This window comes from Hephaestia mangrovi (assembly GCF_019880555.1).
Taxonomy (GTDB): Bacteria; Pseudomonadota; Alphaproteobacteria; order Sphingomonadales; family Sphingomonadaceae; genus Sphingomonas; species Sphingomonas mangrovi.
The window spans coordinates 625,931-642,423 of the sequence record NZ_JAINVU010000003.1 but is presented as its reverse complement, the minus strand read 5'-3'; the positions used below and the strand labels follow the sequence as shown (position 1 = coordinate 642,423).

Here is a 16,493-nt window from a genome sequence, read left to right as displayed (position 1 = left end):
GTGAAAAACGTTCTTGGCGATATCCAGACCGATTATGATAACCTGCGACACGGACGCCTCCCTCAGTGGTGTTTCAACACCTCCACTCTGGCACATCGATGCCGTCGGGGGGCGTCCACCCCATCAGCTTTCGGGATTTCATACGTGCCTGCGGCAGGTCCGATCTTGTGGATCAAAGCTGACGCGGCGGGACGCGCTTAGGTTATAGCGAACGTATATAGCCCCGGAGGGTGTCGACCGTTGCTGTCAGGCCAGTCGCCTCCATTGTGATCAAGAGCCGATCGGGCGTCATTTCCGGCTTCCGGAAACTTTCGCGCATGCGTCGGATTGCAGCCACGGCTCGGCCAGGATCAAGGGCGATGGTATCAGCAATGAAGTCATCGGCGGACCGAGCTTCGATGTTGAGCGGTCCTAGGACCTTGGCTGGGAAGTCTTTCAGATTGTCGGTTACGATCGTTGCGGCTTGGGTTTTCACAGCGGCGGCGAGAACGTGAGCGTCTTTGGGATCGGACAAACCGCCGCATACCTTCAAAAGTTCGTCGAAATCGCTGACGAGTGCGTCTTCAAATGCCATTTCCATGCGCGACCGTTGACGCGCCGCCTGCCCATTTGGGTCGGATGAGCCGCGGGTTGCAAATATACCGGCCAGCGCTCGTTCGGTTTCGTCGAGAACCTGGGCCGACCAGCGGACGCGAAAGAATTCCGCCTCCGCGAGCGTCAGGAGGAGATTGCGCTTGAGAACGCCGACGAGCGCGCAAGCATCAAGCAACGCGGTGTAGCGATTGGCGAACAAATCTCAGAGCAACTCCGCATCGGTCTCGGCCATCTCGGCCAAGGCCTTGCGCCGCTTGTCGTCCCGTGCGCGCTTGTACGCAAACAGGTCTTCCGCCTTGATCCTGCGATGACGGCCGACGAGCGTGTGCTCGATCTCCCCTTTGTCGATCAATGAAATCAGATAAGGACGCGACACGTTCAGGACGTCGGCCGCCTGCTGCGTGGTGAGCATCTGGCTTACCGGCACCAGCGTCACCGTGTCGCCGCGCCCAACATGACGAAGAAGCTCCATCAGCAGGTTGGACAATGCCGGCGTCAATGTGATCTCTGCCGCCTGCTTGTCGTCATCAAGCACACGGAGCTTGGCATCGCCCGCAGCATGGGCGGCGATGATCTGGCGAAGCTGATTGGCCGCTGCCTTCTCGCTCGCGGAAGGCAGGCGGGCGCCGAGTTCCTCGGCGAAGGCTGGCACGGTCATGGGTTGTCCTCCGGCGGCGTTCCTATGCGACAGTCGCAATAAACGCAATAAGTGAAATATTCGAAACTCGATTTGGTTCCCCTTTGCAGCTGCTGCCGCCCGCTCCTGGTGAAGGCCAATGCGGCATTGAAGCGCAGCTATTTTGAGCCGGCGGTCTCGTAAAACATGGGATTGCGCATCCATTCGTTGATCGCTGATTCCCGCCAGCCCGCGCAGCGCTCCGCGATCCGTACCTGTCGAGGAAACGTTCCGGCCTCGATCTTGCGGTACAGCGTCGAGCGGCTGAGCCCGGTGCGGTCGAGTACCGTGTTCAGCCGGAGGATGCGGTCGGGCATATCGGTCATGGCGTGGTCCAATCTGGTCTGTGGTGAGGTTCGACAGGCAGAATTGGCCCTCTTGCCGCTGGCACAAGAGGGAGCAGTCTGAGTGGCACCAGACGAGTATCGTAGTGCATAAGAGGCGCACCCTTGGCTTTCAGGATCAGAACGAATCTGGCGTCTTTCGCCGATGGCGAGACCGCGCTCTACGTCGCGTGTGCGCCGCCGGGCCGCGGGCGCGTCCTGGTCCATGCGGATGACGATCGCATGACGCTGTGGCCGGTGCTGCGCCCCGGCATGCGGACACCCGCGTCGGCGGGTGGCGTCTGGCGCTGACCGCGCGTCGATCTGGCGAGGTGGGCGTCGCTACCCGTTAGGCCCGCCGCGGCGTGCCGCAACCCGGCTGTGCCGGGTCCTCCACGTTGTTTCGGCCGTGCCGGTGCCGCCCGCCGCTCTTGCGGGCCTGCCGGTCCGCTCCTGCCGCCCGCCCCGCCATTCCGGCGCCGGTTGCGGTGGTTGGGAGTAAGGAAGATGCAAAAGACGGAACGGCAGAGCCTCTATGCCGAAGTGACGGCGCGGGTGATTGCCGAGCTGGAGGAAGGGCGGCTGCCCTGGGTGCAGCCTTGGGATGCGGCGGCGTGCGGCTGCACCATGCCTGCCAATGGTGTGACCGGGCGGCGCTATTCGGGGATCAATGTCCTGATCCTGTGGGCGGCGGTCATCGAAGGCCGATACGCGTCGCAGCGCTGGCTGACCTACCGACAGGCGCAGGCGGCGGGCGGCAACGTTCGCAAGGACGAGCGGGGAACGACGGTCTGTTATGCAGATCGCTTCACGCCGAGGATTGAGGCGGAATGCGCGCGCGACGAGGATCGCGAGGCGCGGCAGCTGGCATTCTTGAAGCGGTTCACCGTGTTCAATGTTGAGCAGTGCGAGGGCTTGCCCGCGGCGCTGACCGCAGTGCACGAGCTTCCGGCCGAGGCGGATATCCTGCCGGAGGTGCAGACGCTGATCCATGCGAGCGGCGCCGACTTCAGAATTGGTGGCGGCGAGGCCTATTATTCGCCGAGCGGCGACTATGTCGCGGTGCCGCCGCAGGCAGCATTCGGCGAGCCGATCAACTGGTATCGCACCGCGCTCCACGAGCTTGGCCATTGGACCGGGCATTCGACCCGGCTCGACCGTGACCAGCGCGGACGGTTCGGCAGTGCTGATTATGCGCGCGAGGAGCTTGTGGCCGAGATGGCGAGCGCGTTCGCCTGCGCCTCGCTGTCGATCCGTCCGACCGTGCGGCACGCTGATTACATCGCCAGCTGGCTGAAGGTCCTGCGCGACGACGATCACGCGATCTTTCGAGCGGCAAGCGCGGCCAGCAAGGCGGCGGATTACCTGCTGGCGTTCTCACCGGAGGGGGAAGCGTGAGCGCGCGGGCGGGTAATGCCCGCATTCGCCGCCGACTGGTCAGAGCGCTGGCGCAGCTGCCCGAGCATCAGCGCGCGGTCTACCTTGCGCTCGCGCGAGATGGACTGACCTACGACGCGTTGGCCGAGCAATTCGGCGTCGGCGTGGACCAGATCGAGCGCGATTTCGCCGCAGCGCTGGCGACGCTCGCCGAGGTGATCGACGCACCGGCGACGCCGTGGCGCCGGCGGTTCATTCGCTGGATCGGCCGGAAAGGGTCAAAATGACTGTAACCGCCTCGCCGACAGTATCGGCGAGGCTGTTCGCTGCGCTGTCATGCCGTTAGGATCATTGCCGATGCGCACCGATCTCGATCATCTGCCGCCCGCCAAGCAGCGTGAGCTCGAGCGCGTCGTCGAGATCCTGTTCGAAGAATTTGGCGACGCGACCAAGCTGGCAACCGGCAAGCGCAAAGCGGGGCGCATTCTCAAGATCATCCTGTTCGGCAGCTATGCGCGCGGCGGCTGGGTCGACGAACCACATACCGAAAAGGGCTATCAGTCCGACTACGACCTGCTGATCATCGTCAATCAGGACGAGCTCACCGATCGCGCGACCTATTGGTACCGCGCCGACGAGCGGCTCATGCGCGAGATGACGATCACCAGGACGCTGCGCACCCCAGTCAATTTCATCGTCCACACGCTCCAGGAAGTGAACGACGCGCTCGCGCACGGCCGGTTCTTTTTCATGGACATCGCGCGCGACGGCGTCGCGCTCTACCAGGCCGACGACAAGCCGCTGCATAGCCCACGACCGACGACGCCGCAGCAGGCGCTGGAGATGGCGCGCGAGTATTTCGAGGAGTGGCTACCTAGCGCGCAGAGCTTCTATCGTGGATTTCGTCACGCTGTCGACGATCGGGATCTGAAGAAGGCAGCGTTCGACCTGCACCAAGCTGTCGAGCGGCTCTATCACTGCGTGCTGCTTGTCAGCACCTTCTACACGCCGCACGTCCACAATATCGGCTTCCTGCGCACGCAGGCCGACAAGCTTGACGCACGGCTGGTGCATGTATGGCCGCGCACCACGCGCCAGGATCGCGCGCGGTTCGAGAAACTCAAGGACGCCTATGTGAAGGCGCGTTACTCGAAGCATTATCGCATCACCGAGGAAGAGCTGGCCTGGCTCGGCGAGCGTGTCGAGGAACTCGGCCGCGCTGTGCAGGAAGTGTGCGCCGAGCGCATCGATGCACTCAGGAATGCCGCCGGCCTTTAGTCGCTCGAATCCGGCGCCCAATCACTGATCGACGCGCTCCCGCAGCACCTTGCCGGGTTTAAAATGGACAGCGCGCTTGGCCTTCACATCCACCGCCTCGCCGGTCCTCGGATTACGACCCGTGCGGGGCGAACGGTCTCGCACCGAGAAAGCGCCGAAACCGCGGAGCTCAACGCGGCCACCCGCTGCTAAGCGTTCAACGATCGTCCCAAAGAAAGCGGTCACCGCGCGTTCGCCATCGGGCTTGGTGAGGCCTGGCGTCTCGGTAAGCAGTGCGTCGATCAATTCGGATCGGATCACGTCGACTTCCCTTCGACAGATAGCTTGGCGATTGGTCGCTCATTACATCCATTTTGAATGTTTCGATCAATCCTCCTTGTCGCTGTTGTGTGAAAACGCGCGTCGACCGCGTCGCCGCCACAGTGTCAGCAACTGATCCCGTTCGGCGCTGCGCAGCTTCGCCGCCGCTTCGTCGAGCAAGCCGAGGATCACCGCGCGGTCATCGTCCGTCAGCTCGACCAGCCCGGCCTTGGCGACGAGGCCGCCAAGCTGGATCAGCTGTCGGGTTCGTTCGCGGCGCTTCACCTGCCAGTCGCGCCTGTCATGACGCGCCAGCTTTAGCGTCAGTCGATGGCGGCGAACCGCCGCCCGGCGCAACGCCTTTGCCGTCGCGCGGATTTCCGTGAGCAGCGGTCTTCGTATTGCCGCGAAAGAACGCGTCGCCCGCGGACCGCCACGCCGCCCTGGTCGCTGTATCGCGTTGCGCCGCGACCCCGAGAAGCGCACCAGCGAGTTCCTCGACCGACAACGCGTCGGCGCCCGTCGCCATCACCAGCTCGCCGAGCTGCTGAACCTTGCGTTGTTTGAGCTGTCTCGACTTGTCGTCGAGCGCCTTTAGTTCGGCGTCATAGTCGCGGGGTTTTCGCACGAGTCGGTCCTCCATTGTGAAGTGGGGACCGACCAGTTATCGTGGGAGCCGATCACAAACAATGCGCTGAAATCTCTTGGGATATCCTCGTCCCGAGATTGATGAAATCTTTCGAGGGCGCGCTTATACGTCGTGCCGACGTCGCTTGTTTGGTGTAGATGGTTTGCCGCCATGGCGATCTACCATTTCTCCGCCAAAGTCATCTCGCGCGCTGCCGGATCGTCGGCGTTGGCGGCTGCCGCCTATCGCTCCGCCTCGCGGCTGCACGACCAGCGGCTCGATCGCCACCACGACTTCTCCAACAAGGCGGGGGTCGTGCATTCCGAAGTGCTGCTGCCCGATGGCGCGCCCGAGCATCTGCGCGACCGCGAGCGGATGTGGAATGACGTCGAAGCGGCCGAGGTCAGGAAGGACGCGCAGCTCGCGCGTGAGATCGAGTTCGCCATCCCGCGCGAGCTCGACCAGGCAGAAGGTATCCGCCTGGCGCGCGAGTTCGTGAAAGCCGAGTTCGTCGACCGCGGGATGATCGCCGATCTCAATGTGCATTGGGATATCGGCACCGACGGCATGCCCAAGCCACACGCGCACGTGATGCTGACGATGCGCTCGGTCGATGCCGACGGGTTCGGGCCGAAGATGCGCGAGTGGAACCGAACCGACCTCCTCGAGCATTGGCGCGAAGCGTGGGAGCAGCACGTCAACACGCGGCTCGCCGAACTGGACATCGACGCGCGGGTCGATCACCGCAGTCTCGAGGCGCAAGGCATCGATCTCGAGCCGCAGCACAAGATCGGTCCTGCGGCGAACCGGATGGTCGCCGAGGGATTGGTCTCCGAACGGCTCGACGAGCATCACGCGATTGCGCGCGCCAATGGCGACAAGCTGCTGGCGAACCCGGCGCTCGCGCTCGATGCGATCACCCGCACCCAGGCGACGTTCACGACGCGCGATCTCGGCATGTTCGTGCACCGCCATAGCGAGGGGAAGGAACAGTTCGACAAAGTGATGGCGGCGGTGCGCGCATCGCCCGACCTCGTCGCGCTCGGCAAGGACGGCCGCGGGCACGACCGGTTCACCAGCCGCGAGATGATCGCCACCGAGCAGCGGCTCGAGCGGGCCACCGTCCGGTTGGTAGCGGCGCGGCGCCACGGCGTCGGTGAGCAACACCGCAAGCTCGCGCTTGCGCGCGCAGAGATGCGCGGACTGGTGCTGTCGAGCGAGCAGCGCAGCGCGTTCGATCACGTCACCAAGGGGCAAGGGCTGGGCGTTGTCATCGGCTATGCCGGCACTGGCAAGTCGGCGATGCTCGGCGTTGCCCGTGAGGCGTGGGAGAGCGCCGGGTACGAGGTCCGCGGCGTCGCGCTGTCGGGCATCGCCGCCGAGAATCTGGAAGGCGGCTCAGGCATCGCATCGCGGACCATCGCGAGCATGGAGCATCAATGGTCCGAGCGTCGCGACCTGCTGACCAATCGCGACGTGCTGGTGATCGACGAGGCGGGAATGATCGGCACGCGTCAAATGGAGCGGGTGTTATCCGAAGCCGAGAAACGCGGCGCCAAGGTCGTACTGGTCGGCGATCCCGAGCAGCTCCAGGCGATCGAGGCGGGGGCGGCGTTCCGGTCGGTGGCCGAGCGGCATGGCGGTGTCGAGATTACCGACATCCGCCGTCAACGCGAGGACTGGCAGCGCGACGCTACGCGGTATCTTGCTACCGAGCGCACCGGCGAGGCGATCAGCCTGTACGATCGCCATGACCGCATCCACAGTGCCGAGACGCGCGATGAGGCACGCGTCGGACTGATCCAGCGTTGGGATCGCGACCGGCACAGTGCGCCGGAAGCGTCACGCATCATCCTGACGCATACAAACGACGAGGTGCGCGCGCTGAACATTGCTGCGCGCAGTCGGCTGCGCGCGGGCGGCGAACTCGGCGTCGACGTGACGGTCACCACCGAGCGCGGCGAACGCGCGTTCGCCAGCGGCGATCGCGTCATGTTCCTGCGCAACGAGCGCAGCCTGGGTGTGAAGAACGGCACGCTCGGCAAAGTGCAATCCGTCACGCCAGCCCGCATGGCGGTGTTGCTCGATGACGGTCGCGCGGTCGCATTCGACGTGAAGGATTATAACGCCGTCGACCATGGCTATGCCGCGACGATCCACAAGGCGCAGGGGGTGACGGTCGACCGCGTGCATGTGCTGGCGACACCGGGGCTCGATCGACACGCTGCCTATGTCGCACTCTCTCGTCATCGCGACAGCGTCGATCTCCACTATGGTCGTGATGACTTCGCTGACCGGCAGGCGCTGACGCGGGTGCTGTCGCGCGAGCGCGGCAAGGACATGGCGTCGGACTATGCGCGCGCATTCGCCGATTGCCGACGGATCGAGCTGCCCAAACCGGCACGTAGTCGGTTCGCGGGGCTCAAGCTCAGGTCGGTATCCCCGCCACAGCGGCAACCAGCGACAGTCGAACGCATCATTGCGCCAACGCGGGATCCGACCCCAACGGCGACCCGCGAACCACAGCCAGACCTTTCGTCAGCGGTGACCCGGCACGGGCGGGTCGTTCGGGCGATGCTGTTCGCGCAGTCTCTTGGCGACAAACCCACCGCGGAGCAACGCGCCGAGCTTGCCAATAGTCGTGCGCAGCTCAATACAATCCAACCCGATGGCGCGCGAAATCTCGAGGCAGCGTTTGCCAACGATCGCGGCCTGATCACCGAAGCGTCCAAGGGGCAGACGCGGAACACCATCCAGGCGATGCAGCTCGAGGCCGAGATGCGGACCGATCCCAACCTTCGCGCCGACGTGTTCGTTCGGCGCTGGCAAACGCTCGAGCGGCAACGCCGGCTGCTCTTGGACAGGCACGAGACCACACGCGCTAACACGCTGGGCGATCGGATGATCGGCATGGCCAAAGGCCTCGAGCGCGATCCGCAGGTAGAATCGCTGCTGCGCAATCGCCGTGTACAGCTGGGGTTGCCGGCGCACTCGGTCGAGAGCGTCGGCCGGGCGCTCGGCGACATGATTGGTCGTGGGCGAAGCAGGGGGCTTGGGATCGGGATGTGAGAGGAAGGGGCGTGGCGTGCGAGACCTGAAGCAAAATGTCTGGTCTTTCGACGATCCGGAATGTCTCCTGTGAGCAGCGCAGATCGGGATAGCGGACGTTCCAGACGTCAAGCCAGCGCGTCAGCTTCGCGCCCTAATTTCGGTCGTTGGGGACCCTTGGCGCCACTCCCGAAAGCTGCCGCTATTCTAGCCAACGTGACGAACGGCACCAGGCTGGGCGCGCCGCGCACGATAGAACGCGGCGTCCCGGTCGCTTTCCGTCGCGACTGCTACGATCGCTCCCCGACGGCGCGGCCCCCTCGAGCTTGAACTCCCGTCGTTGGATCATCACACTCCGGTCGCAACCGAATCCTGCCCATCAATCTCTATTCCGCCATTGCCATCATCGTGATCGGGTCCCGGCATGAATCTCAATATACTTCTCGTCGAGGACGACGCCGCTCTCGCTGACTTGCTGGCGACGCAACTCTCGGAATTTGGGAACACGGTTACGGTCGCAGGCGATGGCCAGGCGGCAATGGCGATGCTGTCAGCCAATCCATTCGACGCGATCATTCTCGATCGTATGTTGCCGCGGCTTGACGGGATGGTCGTGATCGAGGCGCTGCGTAAGCAGGGCATCACGATGCCGACGCTGATGCTCACCGCCCTGGGCCAGACGATGGACAAGGTGGAGGGGCTGACAGCCGGCGCAGACGATTATGTCGTCAAACCCGCCGATCCCGCCGAGATCGAGGCACGCCTGCAGGCGCTGATCCGGGCACGTCGCTTCCCCGCTGGCGCGTCTGACACCGTGCGGGTCGGGGATATCGTGATCAGTCCGACCAAGTTTCGGGCGTGGCGACATGATCGAGATCTCGATCTGCCGCGCACAGAGTTCAAGCTGTTGCTGGTGCTGGCACGAAATGCGGGGGCCGTGATGACCCGGCCGATGCTGATCGAACAGGTTTGGCAATATGATTTCGAACCGACGACCAACATCGTCGACGCGTATGTCCGTCGGTTGCGGGTGAAGATGACGCAGTTCGGCGACGACGATCTGATCGTGACGGCACGCGGCGTCGGCTACATGCTGAAAGCGGATTGAGGGTGTTCACGCGATCGCTGCAATCGCTGACGATCACGTTCATTTTGCTGTTCCTGGCTGTCACCACTTTGGGTGGCGTCATGCTCTTTCTGACGACACAGCACGCCGTCGTGCGGCTAGCGGAGGAGAGAGCCGTAGACGTAAGTGAATCGATTTCACCTGACGGCGCGACCGCAGACCCGAAGACGATTTCAGCGCGGATCGACGATCTATCCAATAATCGCGACACAGGCGATCTCGGCATGGTGCTGATCGATCGGCACGGGCGCGAGATTGCTGGGAACATCAGCTTCGCCAGACTGCTGCCCGCCGGCTTTTCGCGGTTGTCGGCGGCTGACGACATTCTCGGCCTGACGCACGGACGCGCGTTTACGAGAGTGCTCCCGGGTGGCCTGCGACTGATCGTGATCATCGAGACTGAGCCGATCGACAATTATTCGGCCGCTCGTGCGCGCAGCTACGTCGTTGTGTTCGGCACGATCATCGCTGTGGTCATCGCCGGTCTGCTATTGTTTCGAACGCTGGTCGCGAGACGAATTTTTGCGATGCGCCAGACTGTCGATGCGATCATCGATGGCGATCTGAGCCGTCGCGTGCCGACGATCGGATCACACGATGCCTTCGATCACCAGGCCGCAGCCTTCAACCGGATGCTCGATCGGATCGGCGAGTTGATGGCGGAGATTCGCAACGTCACCAATGATCTGTCGCACGAGCTCCGCACGCCGTTGGCACGATTACGCGGACTGTTAGCCGCCATCGTCAAGAAGCCGTCGGCAGCTGATATTCGCGATGAGATCGAGCTGGCGCTGGCCGAGGCCGACGGGTTGCTCGCGATGTCTGCCGCCATGCTGCGCATCGCGGAAATCGATAGCGGGCAGCGACGAGCAGGGTTTGTCGATCTCGACCTCGGGTCGCTGGTTGGCGAAGTCGTCGAGACGTTGACGCCGATTGCCGAGGACAGCGGGCACGGGTTGGCAATGGCGCGATGCGAACCGGCAGCCATGCGTGGCGATCGGCAACTGCTGGTGCAGATGACCCTCAATCTCGTCGAGAATGCGCTGCGCCATACGCCCCGAGGAACTAGCATCTCGGTCGGCGTGACGACCAGCGCACAAGGCGTTCGGCTGGTCGTCGAGGACGATGGCCCTGGGATCAACAGCGCCGTGCGCGATATCGCGATGCGCCGGTTCGGACGGATCGATCCTCATCAGAATGGCGCCGGCCATGGACTTGGACTCGCGCTTGTCGCGTCGATCGCGCGCCTTCATCAGGCGGTGATGATGCTCGAGGATGCCGACCCGGGTTTACGCGTCGTCATCCAGTCTGCCGCCGCATGAAAAGAAGCGAGCGGCGCGGACCGATGGTCTGCGCCGCTCGCAGGGTGTCAGGTTCAGAAGTTCAGCGTGCCCTCGATACCGAAGGTGCGCGGCGGATTGAAGTTGCCATAATCGCCTAGCACCGCATCGTTGGCCGCAGAACGGCGATAAATGTAGGTGGTGTTGAACAGGTTTCGGCTCCACACATCGACGGTGAGCTTGGTGCCTGACTCGTTGAGCGGGATATCAGCGATTGCCAGGCGACCGTTCACTACGAAGCTGCTGTCGGTCCGCGTGGGTTCGTTCTGGAAGCTGTACTGCGGATCAGCATAATTGGCGTCGATGTGAGCGGTGAGACGCACCCGGTTGGCGGTCAACGGCAAGCTGTAGTCGATGTAGCCCGATGCCGCATTCGTCGGCGTATACACGACGTAGACTTGGTAAAGGACGCCGCCGAGGTTGGGGTTCGGCGTAGGCGGGACATGCGTGTAGGTATAGGCGTAGGACGCGCCGAGCGTTAGATTATCGGTCGGCTTCACCGTCAGATCGGCCTCGACACCACGGATTTTCGACACGCCAGGCGCATTAGCGGTATTTTCGGTGTGGAGGTTGAACGTCGGGTTCGGGATGGTCGTGCCCGGCAGGAAGGGATTGGTATCGACATTGTCGAAGTCCGTCTGCGTCCCCGTCCGGTTCATGATATAGCCGGCAAGGTTCAACCGCACGCGACGATCGAGAAATTCGGTCTTGGCGCCGACTTCATAGGCTTTGACAGCTTCGGGCCCGAACGCGAGGAATGTTGCCGATCGATCGTTCGCGCCGCCGGCACGGTAGCCGGTCGAGTATTTGGCATAGAAATTGAGCGTGTCGGTCGGGGTCCAGGCCAGCGTGACCATCGGGTCGAAGCGGCCGTTATTGTAACGGAAGGTCCAAGGGGTCGCGACGCCAGAAACGGTCGTCAACGAGCCACGACGCTTGTCCTTGGTATAACGACCGCCGGCGGTGATGTGGATTTGCGGCAGTGGCGACCACGTTGCCTGACCGAACACGGCGTAGCTGTGGGCGTTTGCCTGGCTGTCGCGCTGGACGAACCAGGAACCGGGATAATCCCAGCCCTGATTTTTCGATGTAATGGGCGCCGTCGCATATTCCGACAGAATCGTGTAGCTGGTGCCGTCCGCGTTCCACTGGTTAGACGCAGGCGTTGCCGCCAGTTCGCGCGCCTCTTCGGTGAAGTAATATAGCCCGACGACATAATCGAGCTTCGGCAGGCTACCGACCAGCTGGAATTCCTGGCTGAACTGCCGCTGGTGAAGGTTCGACAGGCTGTACCTGCTGAACAGCGCGTTCGGCGCAAAGATCGTGCGCGCGGGACCTCCCGAATTGTCCCACTGCGCGGTGTCGACCCCGCGCCAGGCGGTAATCGACCGGAACTGCAGATTGTGGGTCAGGTCATAGTCGATGTGCGCAGACAGACCGTGGGTGCGATCGACGCTCGGCTGCTGTGGAACGCCTACCTGCGCGCTAGCCAGACGGTTGTCGCCGGTTGGCGTGATCAGCGGCGACAGCGGCGCGATGCAGGTCTTGCAGGCGGTTGTCGTGCCGGCAGGGCTGCCAGGCGCAACGAGCAGGTTCGTCACCGGATCGTATTGACCGACCGTCTTGCCAAGCGGATTGTATGTGATCAGTTGGCTGAAGTTTGGAGTGTTTTCGTCCTTCGCCTGATCGTAGGAAACGGTAGCCGATAGACCGTCGAACGGCGACCATTTGGCCGAGACCCGGCCGCCCACGTCATTGTGATAGTTCCAGCCAGTCTGGCCCGACAGCGGATCCTTCACGGTCGGATTCTGGTGCTCGACCAAGCCATCGAATTTAAATGCGATATTCGCAAATTCGGGCAGGTTGAGATGCAGCTGCGAGGTGTAGCTACCGTAATTGCCGATGCCTCCGCTGAGCCGGCCGCCGAACTTGCCGGTCGGGCCCGCCGTGACGATGCTGAGCGCGCCACCCTCCGTATTGCGGCCGAACAGCGTTCCCTGCGGACCTTTGAGAACTTCGATTCGCTCGACGTCGAACAGCGCGGTGTTCAACCCCTGCGACCGGCCGAGATAAACGCCGTCAATGTAAACCCCGACCGGCGTATCGCGCGCGGTCTGGTTCTGGTCGAACGGCACCATGCCACGGATGCCGACGGTCAGCGCCGACTGCCGGGCCTCGAACGTTGCGATGCGCAAGCTGGGCACTGTGCCATCGGCGAGATCGATCAGGTTCTGGATATGATCGTTCTTGATCATCTGCGGATCGATCACGCTAATTGAAATCGGCGTCTTCTGCAGATCGGTCGCGCGCTTGGTCGCGGTGACTATGATGTCCTTGAGCTGGCCGCTGTCCTGTGTCGTGTCAGCAGTCTGTTGCGCGGCCGCCGACTGGACGGTCGCGGACGTCGTAGCGGTCGACTGGGCGTGCGCGGGAAGCGCGCACACCATCAAAAGAGCCGTGCTGCCGAGCAGACCGGCGCGACCCGAAAAACTTGAATGAGCAGACATTTGAGAAAACCCCTCTGTGCTGGCCGATTGCCGAGCGAGGGGCGCGGTAAGTTACATCCGCGTAATGTTGATGACATTTTGGTGACGAAATAAGCATAACATATTTCATGTTCGTTTCATCTGAAGAACTATTCGCACTTGCCTCGCTAAAATCAAATAAAGACCATCAGGAAAAAAATATCAAATCTGATTAATTGGATTACATATGACACTGTCTCGCGTGATATTAATAATAATTGCTCGAATTTATCGATCTATTTGAGCGGGGCACATTCTTCTAGCTATCTTACAGCAGCTTGCCGGCGCAAGCTGGTCGTAACAACGGCAGGTGTCCGTCGTCCCGCATCAAAACCTGCCGGGCAGGATACGGCCCAATTCCTGCCTATCCACGCCTCCTAAACTTCGCTTTGATCACCGTGCCGCCGACGCGCAGCTGATCGAGGTAATCGGACCACCATTGCGCCATGCGAACGCGCTCGTCCCAGTGAGCACCTCGGTGATAGGCAGCGCGTACGCGATCCTTTTCGCCATGCGCCAAGGCTCGTTCGATCGCATCGGGATGCCACAACCCCGATTCGTTGAGCAGCGTACTCGCCATGGCCCGGAAGCCGTGGCTGGTCATCTCGTCATGTTCGAAGCCCAAGCGCCGTAGCGCAACGTTCAAGGTGTTGTCGGAGATCGGGCGTCGCGTGGTATGCAAGGCCGGAAACAGGAAATCGCTCGACCGTGCCAGCGAGCGCAGATCCTGAAGCAGGTACAGCACCTGCCTGGAGAGCGGCACCGCATGAGGCTGCTTCATTTTCATACGCTCCGCAGGCACTCGCCAGACCTTTTCGGCGAAGTCGATCTCGCTCCACTGCGCTTGCCGCAATTCGCCCGGTCGTAGGAACACATGCGGCGCGATCCGGAGAGCATAGAGCGTTTCAGGCCGGCCCTTGTAGTCCTCGATCGCCCGTAGCAGTTCGCCGACCTTCTTCGGCTCAACGATAGCAGCGTGGTGCTTCACGCGGGGAACGGTCAGCGCGCCTCGAAGAATGTCGGCGGGGTTCTTCTCGGTGCGAAGCGTTGCAAAGCCATAGCGGAAGATCCGTCCCGCGAAGGATCGCAGCCGTACGGCTGTTTCATGGTGCCCGCGACGTTCGACGCGCTTGAGGACGTCCAACAGCTCATGCGGTGTGATCGCCGCTATCGGTCGGTGGGCGATGCCCTCGAGCAGCTCCAGGAACCAGCGGGCCTTCTTGATGGTAGCGGGCGCTTTCCCCTCCCGTTCCATTTTCTCGATGTATTCGGTGGCGACCAGCTCGAAGGTGGTCTTGGCCGCTAGTTCTGCTTGAAGACGCTTCTGTCGCTTCTCTTCGACGGGATCGATGCCGTCATCCAGTTCGGCCTTGGCCAAGTCCCGCGCACGGCGGGCGTCCCGCAGGGATACGTCGGGAAAGCTTCCGAGCGATAATTTGCGCTCAATGCCGCAGCATCGATAGCGAAATCGCCAAAGGAGTGCGCCGCTGGGCTGGACGAGCAGATAAAGCCCATCCGAATCGAAAACCTTGAATGGCCGAGCGGCCGGCTGAAGTGCTCGAATCTGGACCACGGTAAGCATGGGGCCACGCCTCCTGAAGCGTTCGTGGCCCCATGTTTTGTGGCCCCTTTTGAGTGGGCCACGGCGGAACATAATGAGAAAATATGGGACCGCGCAAGGTCCAATATACCGCAGAATTCTGCGGTTTTCCAGCCATGTTCTCGTTGTGTGCTGGTGCCGCTTACAGGATTCGAACCTGTGACCCCCGCATTACGAATGCGATGCTCTACCAGCTGAGCTAAAGCGGCGCTCGGGGCGGTATGGCCCCGCTGGAAGGCCGCGCGGTTATCAGGTCGCGGGCGTGCTGACAAGCGGCAAGCATGGCGGCCAGGCTTTACGCAAAGTTTACCACATCGGGCGCACAACCGGGCAGACACGGATGGTGAAGGACCCTGGGGACAGCGTATGGATACCGCGCGCGGCTTCGACGAGGATGTGGATCGCGACGAAATCGATCCGGCCGACGAGGAGCATCATTCCGACGCCGGCCACGATTCGCCCGCGATCGGCACCGATGAGCGGCGCATGCACGTGCGCGCCTATAATCATTGGGTGTCGCTGCTCGGCGGCCGTGCCTATCCGTCGATCGAGGATCTCGATCCCGATCGCATCGCCGATTTCGGCCCCAACAGCGTGCTGCTCGATTTCACTCGCGGGCTCGATAATCCGCGCATCCAGTTCCTCGGCCGCGCGCTGCGCGAGGAATGCGGCCTCGACGCGACGATCGCCTCGATCGCCGACGTGCCGAGCCGTTCGCTGCTGTCGCGGCTGACCGATCACTATCTGCAGATCATCGCCAACCGCGCCCCGATCGGCTTCGAGGCCGAGTTCGTCGGCGCGCGCGGCAACAACACGCTATATCGCGGCATCCTGATGCCCTTCTCGTCGGACGGCGAGGCGATCGACTTCATCTATGGCGTGATCAACTGGAAGGAACAGGTCGACGCCGAGACCCAGGCGAAGCTCGACGCCGAGATCGACGATGCGGTGCGCGACGCGCCGCCGCGTCCGGTGCCCACCGCGCCGGTCTGGGCCGATGGCCCGGGCTCGACGCTCGATGATACCGATATGGTGATCGAGGAAGAAGCGCTGCCGCCGGCCGCTTCGCTTGCTGATCGGCTGATGCTCGCGCGCCAGACCGCGGCTGCGGCCCGCGCCGCGGATACGCGCAGCCGCGCAGCGCTGTATCGCGCACTCGGCCGCGCCCATGATTTCGCGCTTGCCGCCGAAGGCGATGCCGAGGGCTATGCCGCGTTGCTCGTCGAAGCAGGGATTTCCGCGCAGGCGCGCGCGCCGATGACGCCGGTCGTCAAGCTCGTGTTCGGCGCTGATTACGACAAGACGCGGCTCACCGAATTCGCCACCGTGCTGGCCGAGGCGCGCCGCCAAGGCGTCGATCATGGTGGCCTGGTCGCCTTCCTCGAACGCGCCGAGGGCGGCATCAAGGGCATCGTCAAGGCCGCCCGCGAGGCGCGCCGCCCGGCCAGGGCGCCGGGCAAGGCGGCGCGGGCCCGCGCAATGCTCGACGCGCGGCCGGCGCTGGCCAGCGTCGCGATCGAGACGAAGGTTGCGGCGGGCGATTACGTGACGCTGTTGGCCCGCGCCACCGGGGCCGGCACGCTCGATATCGTCGCCAGCATCGATGGCGAGGCCGGCCTCGTCGAGCGAGCGATTCGCGCCGCCGCGGCCTGAGCGCGCGTTCGTTTCGCGGCAACCG

The 16,493-nt window shown here is 63.0% G+C and carries 16 protein-coding genes and 1 tRNA gene; 8 read left to right on the top strand and 9 right to left on the bottom strand.

All coding sequences use genetic code 11. The annotated features are described in order from the left end of the window. Window positions 1-202: 202 nt before the first annotated feature. The 3 genes from K7G81_RS10395 to K7G81_RS10385 all read right to left on the bottom strand — a co-directional run bounded on the left by K7G81_RS10395 (window position 203) and on the right by K7G81_RS10385 (window position 1,596). Complete coding sequence (locus K7G81_RS10395; protein ID WP_223030664.1) at window positions 203-793, bottom strand: PIN domain-containing protein; 591 nt, start codon at window positions 791-793, stop codon at window positions 203-205. 3 nt (window positions 794-796) lie between these two features. Further along, window positions 797-1,252 carry a helix-turn-helix domain-containing protein gene (locus K7G81_RS10390; RefSeq protein WP_223030663.1) on the bottom strand — a complete coding sequence of 152 codons (456 nt, stop codon included), beginning with the start codon at window positions 1,250-1,252 and terminating at the stop codon, window positions 797-799. 137 nt (window positions 1,253-1,389) lie between these two features. Then, on the bottom strand, window positions 1,390-1,596 hold the full coding sequence (locus tag K7G81_RS10385) for a helix-turn-helix transcriptional regulator (RefSeq protein WP_223030662.1): 207 nt from the start codon (window positions 1,594-1,596) through the stop codon (window positions 1,390-1,392). 123 nt (window positions 1,597-1,719) lie between these two features. On the opposite strand from K7G81_RS10385, the gene K7G81_RS10380 reads away from it, so the two are divergent. The 4 genes from K7G81_RS10380 to K7G81_RS10365 all read left to right on the top strand — a co-directional run bounded on the left by K7G81_RS10380 (window position 1,720) and on the right by K7G81_RS10365 (window position 4,248). Beyond that, window positions 1,720-1,905, top strand: a complete 186-nt coding sequence (locus tag K7G81_RS10380; RefSeq protein ID WP_223030661.1) for a Spi family protease inhibitor — start codon at window positions 1,720-1,722, stop codon at window positions 1,903-1,905. Between the two features lie 195 nt (window positions 1,906-2,100). Then, window positions 2,101-2,991, top strand: a complete 891-nt coding sequence (locus K7G81_RS10375) for an ArdC family protein (protein WP_223030660.1) — start codon at window positions 2,101-2,103, stop codon at window positions 2,989-2,991. Then, window positions 2,988-3,257, top strand: coding sequence for a sigma factor-like helix-turn-helix DNA-binding protein (locus tag K7G81_RS10370; RefSeq protein WP_223030659.1), 270 nt, complete (start codon window positions 2,988-2,990; stop codon window positions 3,255-3,257). Before K7G81_RS10375 ends, K7G81_RS10370 begins: the two co-directional genes overlap by 4 nt. 70 nt (window positions 3,258-3,327) lie before the next feature. Further along, entirely contained in the window at window positions 3,328-4,248 is a 921-nt protein-coding gene (locus tag K7G81_RS10365) for a HEPN domain-containing protein (protein WP_223030658.1), read from the top strand. A gap of 21 nt (window positions 4,249-4,269) precedes the next feature. Here the strand turns inward: K7G81_RS10365 and K7G81_RS10360 are convergent, their stop codons facing one another. From K7G81_RS10360 to K7G81_RS10350, 3 genes are all read right to left on the bottom strand, one after another. Beyond that, window positions 4,270-4,548: an HU family DNA-binding protein gene (locus tag K7G81_RS10360; RefSeq protein WP_223030657.1), complete on the bottom strand. Its 279-nt coding sequence runs from the start codon at window positions 4,546-4,548 to the stop codon at window positions 4,270-4,272. A 66-nt stretch (window positions 4,549-4,614) separates the two neighbouring features. After that, complete coding sequence (locus K7G81_RS10355) at window positions 4,615-4,833, bottom strand: conjugal transfer protein TraD (RefSeq protein ID WP_223030656.1); 219 nt, start codon at window positions 4,831-4,833, stop codon at window positions 4,615-4,617. Window positions 4,834-4,849: 16 nt separating this feature from the next. Continuing rightward, window positions 4,850-5,176, bottom strand: coding sequence for a conjugal transfer protein TraD (locus K7G81_RS10350; protein ID WP_223030655.1), 327 nt, complete (start codon window positions 5,174-5,176; stop codon window positions 4,850-4,852). 171 nt (window positions 5,177-5,347) lie between these two features. Here K7G81_RS10350 and traA point away from each other — a divergent pair, with 171 nt between their 5' ends. The 3 genes from traA to K7G81_RS10335 all read left to right on the top strand — a co-directional run bounded on the left by traA (window position 5,348) and on the right by K7G81_RS10335 (window position 10,672). Then, on the top strand, window positions 5,348-8,245 hold the full coding sequence (traA, locus tag K7G81_RS10345; protein WP_223030654.1) for a Ti-type conjugative transfer relaxase TraA: 2,898 nt from the start codon (window positions 5,348-5,350) through the stop codon (window positions 8,243-8,245). A gap of 403 nt (window positions 8,246-8,648) precedes the next feature. Beyond that, on the top strand, window positions 8,649-9,332 hold the full coding sequence (locus K7G81_RS10340) for a response regulator transcription factor (protein WP_223030653.1): 684 nt from the start codon (window positions 8,649-8,651) through the stop codon (window positions 9,330-9,332). 2 nt (window positions 9,333-9,334) lie between these two features. Further along, window positions 9,335-10,672: a sensor histidine kinase gene (locus tag K7G81_RS10335; protein WP_369412078.1), complete on the top strand. Its 1,338-nt coding sequence runs from the start codon at window positions 9,335-9,337 to the stop codon at window positions 10,670-10,672. A gap of 53 nt (window positions 10,673-10,725) precedes the next feature. On the opposite strand, the gene K7G81_RS10330 is transcribed toward K7G81_RS10335, so the two are convergent. The 3 genes from K7G81_RS10330 to K7G81_RS10320 all read right to left on the bottom strand — a co-directional run bounded on the left by K7G81_RS10330 (window position 10,726) and on the right by K7G81_RS10320 (window position 15,024). After that, complete coding sequence (locus tag K7G81_RS10330; RefSeq protein ID WP_223030652.1) at window positions 10,726-13,137, bottom strand: TonB-dependent receptor; 2,412 nt, start codon at window positions 13,135-13,137, stop codon at window positions 10,726-10,728. A gap of 442 nt (window positions 13,138-13,579) precedes the next feature. Continuing rightward, window positions 13,580-14,797, bottom strand: coding sequence for a tyrosine-type recombinase/integrase (locus K7G81_RS10325; RefSeq protein WP_223030651.1), 1,218 nt, complete (start codon window positions 14,795-14,797; stop codon window positions 13,580-13,582). A gap of 151 nt (window positions 14,798-14,948) precedes the next feature. After that, window positions 14,949-15,024: transfer RNA gene (locus K7G81_RS10320), tRNA-Thr, on the bottom strand. Between the two features lie 157 nt (window positions 15,025-15,181). Here K7G81_RS10320 and K7G81_RS10315 point away from each other — a divergent pair. After that, on the top strand, window positions 15,182-16,468 hold the full coding sequence (locus K7G81_RS10315; RefSeq protein WP_223030650.1) for a PAS domain-containing protein: 1,287 nt from the start codon (window positions 15,182-15,184) through the stop codon (window positions 16,466-16,468). The last annotated feature ends 25 nt before the right edge of the window (window positions 16,469-16,493 follow it).